This window comes from Actinophytocola sp., from assembly GCF_036402745.1.
Lineage (GTDB): Bacteria > Actinomycetota > Actinomycetes > Mycobacteriales > Pseudonocardiaceae > Actinophytocola.
Genome location: NZ_DASWSJ010000101.1, coordinates 1 through 3422 on the forward strand (window position 1 = coordinate 1; position 3422 = coordinate 3422).

The window sequence follows — 3422 nt, forward strand, 5'->3', positions numbered from 1 at the left end:
CTTCGCCGCCCCGCTGGTGGCGCACGGCAAGCCGCGCGTGTTCGTCTCGCACGGGACCGACGACCGGGTTCTGCCGATCGACTCCTGCAGCCGGCAGCTCGTGCCCGCGCTGCAGGCTTTGGACTACCCGGTCACGTACGAGGAGTTCGACGGCGGTCATGACGTCCCCGAGCGCGTGGTCGACCGCGCCGTGTCCTGGATGCTGTCCGGGAACCGGGCGGCCCAGCGGTAGCTCGGGCCAACCGCAGGCGGGGCGCTCCTCGTGCACTGAACCCGCCACTGGGCAGGCAAGACCGTCGACGAGATCCGCCGCGTTTTCCGGTGCCGTTCGAGCAGATCGTCCCAATGGTGGGGCGGACCCCGGCCGCGGCTCGGCAGCTGGCCAGCCGGGCCCGGCGGCGGGTCCAGGGCGCCACGCCGGCCGGGCAGCCCGACCGCGCCCGGCAGCGGGCGATCGTCGATCGCCTGGCTCGCGGCGGCACGCAGCGGCGACTTCGCGGGGTTGGTCGCGCTCCTGCACCCGGACGCCGTGCTGCGCCTCGACACCGGCGGCGCCGGCTCGAAGCTCGTGCGGGGCGAGGCCGAGGTCGCCGGACGGGCGACGATGTCCCGGGCAGCCTGGCGGCCCCGGAGCTGGCCGCGCTGCGGCAGTTCACCACCGAGGAGCTCGACCGATCCTCGCCGGTGGATCGCCGAGGTCCTCGGCCACTGGTGCGAGATCACCCGCGGCGAGCTGCCCGACTGCTGGCCGCTGCCCGAGCACTGGAACGCCAACTTCGCCGCCGCTGTCGACGCTGATCCGGCACGGCGCTCGCAGCGCGAGGCGAACCAGGCCTAGCCGTGGCCCCACCGCTGAGGGTTGCCGCCGTCGCCTTGGCATCGCCCGGCGGTTCGAGGGGTCAGCGGGGCTGCAGCGGGAGCTCGACGAGGATCGCCGTCCCGTCCCCCGGGCGGCTGCTGACCTCGATCGTCCCGCCCAGGGCCTGTACCCGGTCGCGCAGCCCGATCAGACCCGAACCTGCGGCGGGATCGGCGCCGCCGACGCCGTCGTCGCGGATCGACAGGTGCAGCTGGGTGTCGCGCTGTTCGACCGCGACGCTCGCGTAGGAGGCGCGGGCGTGCTTGGTGGTGTTCGTCAGGGCCTCGGACACCACGTAGTAGGCGGCCACCTCGATCGGCTCCGCGGGGCGGGTGTCGGTGCGCATGTCGAGTTCCACCGGGAGCGGGGCGCGCCGGGCCAGGGTGCGCAGGGCCAGGCCGAGCCCGCCCTCGGACAGGATCGCCGGGTGGATGCCGCGGGCGATCTCCCGAAGCTCCTCGACCGTCCCCGTGAGCTCGTCGGTGACCCGGCCGAGCTGGGTCTGCAGCTCGGGTAGCTCCGCGGGCACGGTGGATTGGGCCAGGCGCAGCCCGAGGCAGAGCGCGACGAGGCGTTGCTGGGTGCCGTCGTGCAGGTCGCGCTCGATCCGGCGGCGGGCGTCGTCGGCGGCGGCGACGATCCGGGCCCGCGACGCAGTGAGCTGGGCGCGGCTGTCGGCGTTGGCGATCGCGGTGCCGACGAGCTCGGTGAACCCGGCCATGCGCGCTTCGGTGTCGGCCGGGAAACGCGCCCGCCGCGTCCCGGCGGCGATCCCGCCCCACAAACGCCCCTCGACGACGATCGGCACCGCGACCCCGGACCGGAATCCCCGCCGGCGGAAGTAGTCGCCGTAGGCGTCGGAGGCTTGGCTGAAGTCGTCGAGGCGGGCCGGGCGGCCGGTGCGCAAGGCGATCGCCAGGGCCAGCGGCGGCTGCGGGGTCCAGCGGCTCCCCACCGGGAACTCGGCGGGGTGGGCGCCGACGACGGCGAGGACGGTCACCGCGCCGTCGGGCTCGAGGCGGGTGATGTTCGTGGCGTCGGCCCCCAGGACGCTGCCGACCTCCTGCGCGACGGCCGCGAACACCTCGGCCGCCGCCACCCCGCCGGCGACCAGCGTGGCGACCCGCCGCAACGCCGCCTGCTCCTCGGCGAGCACCCGGCGCAACGTCGCCTGCTCGTCGGCGAGCACGCGCAACTCCTCGCGGCTCGCCGCGTTCGCGGTCGCGAGGGTTTCGGCCTCCCGGGTGCGGCGCGCGGCCAGGCCGACCACCGAGCCGACCGCGCCGGCGACGAGGACGAACGCGACCAGAGCCACCACATTGTCGGGGTCGGCGACGTCGAAGTCGTAGAGCGGCGGGACGAAGTAATGATCCAGCAGCACCGCGGCCGCGACCGCGGTCGCCAGCGCCGGAACCAGCCCGCCGACCAGCGCCACCACCACCACGGCGAGCAGGTAGAGCAGCATCTGGCTCGGCAGCTCCAGGACGTCGCGAAGCTGGGCCAGCCCCAGGGTCAGCAGGGGAAGAACGACCAGCCCGGTCAGCGCCCCGGCCAGCCGACGCCGCCGGGAGAGCCCCGCGCCCAGTGCAAGCAGCCGTCGTCGGGTCGCGGCGGGCTCGGCGGTGACGAGATTCATGTCGGGTCGCCCTTCCCGTCCGGCGGGTGGCGGTAGCGCCGATGCCCGGTCCCGTCAGCAACGGGGCCACCAGCCGCGAGAGCCGGCGCCCGGACGAGCTGGGAGACGTGCTCGGCACGGGCGAAGCCCCGGCAGCGCGGTGGAAAATGTCGTCGCCGACCAGAGCATGGTAGGACCAGCCGCGCCGGCCGGGTGACCCTCGCGCGCAGCGCTGACGCCCACATCCCGGACGTGAGCGCCGGCCCCCGCACCGGCCCCGCCGGTATGGGGCCAGGGCCCGGCCAGCCGCGGCCAGCGCTTTCGCATCCGGCCAGCGGAACGCCGCTGTGGTGAGACACACCGGTTCAACTTGCCCAGGGCGAGTTGATCTCGATCCACGAACCGATCCACGAACTGCTGCCCACTGCTGCCGCTGCTGCGCGACCCGGCGCTCGTGGTGACCGCTCTTGCCCAGGATGCGGGCGCACCCGGGCATCAGCGTTCCGACGACAGATCAGGTGCTCGTTGGGCTGCCGAGTTCGCACTTGTCCGGATCAAGACGGCTCCGGGCGCGGTTTGCGGTGGTCAACGGCGGCCCCGGCATCGTGATGTCCAGGATCGACGGCCGGCGGACCGCGGTGTTGGCGTTCACGGTCGCGGGCGGGCTGATCGTCGAGATCGACATCCTGACCGGCCCACAACGACTAACGGCCCTGGACCTCGCGCGCTGATTGCGGCAGAAACGTTGTTGCTCACGGGAGGGGCCGCGTAGCCAGATCCTGATCGAGGGGACGTCGATGGTTCCGCCTCCCCGCCACTATCAACGTATAGCGCACCGGGGGTCTTGCGGCAAGACCCGGGTTGTGCCGCAGAATCTCCGGCCGGACCCGGATACGAGCAGATCCGGATTCGCGAAGCGCAATTCTTCGATTGGGGTACTTCTTGTTC

The 3422-nt window shown here is 73.5% G+C and carries 4 protein-coding genes; 3 read left to right on the forward strand and 1 reads right to left on the reverse strand.

Translation table 11 applies throughout. The features are described from left to right. The coding region (locus tag VGD70_RS09850) for a hypothetical protein (protein ID WP_331080325.1) at positions 1-232 on the forward strand (232 nt) is incomplete at its 5' end. A gap of 270 nt (positions 233-502) precedes the next feature. Further along, on the forward strand, positions 503-838 hold the full coding sequence (locus VGD70_RS36925) for a hypothetical protein (RefSeq protein WP_414637927.1): 336 nt from the start codon (positions 503-505) through the stop codon (positions 836-838). Between the two features lie 61 nt (positions 839-899). On the opposite strand, the gene VGD70_RS09860 is transcribed toward VGD70_RS36925, so the two are convergent. Further along, positions 900-2495 (reverse strand): GAF domain-containing sensor histidine kinase, encoded by a 1596-nt coding sequence (locus tag VGD70_RS09860; protein WP_331080327.1) that lies wholly within the window; start codon positions 2493-2495, stop codon positions 900-902. Between the two features lie 560 nt (positions 2496-3055). Between VGD70_RS09860 and VGD70_RS09865 the strand changes: the two genes are divergently transcribed. Next, a complete protein-coding gene (locus VGD70_RS09865) occupies positions 3056-3205 on the forward strand; it encodes a hypothetical protein (protein ID WP_331080329.1) in 150 nt (49 codons plus the stop codon). The last annotated feature ends 217 nt before the right edge of the window (positions 3206-3422 follow it).

Excerpts from the sequence above, each read along its gene's own strand:
- VGD70_RS09860 (WP_331080327.1), bottom strand. The coding sequence starts at position 2,495 with ATGAATCTCGTCACCGCCGAGCCCGCCGCGACCCGACGACGGCTGCTT.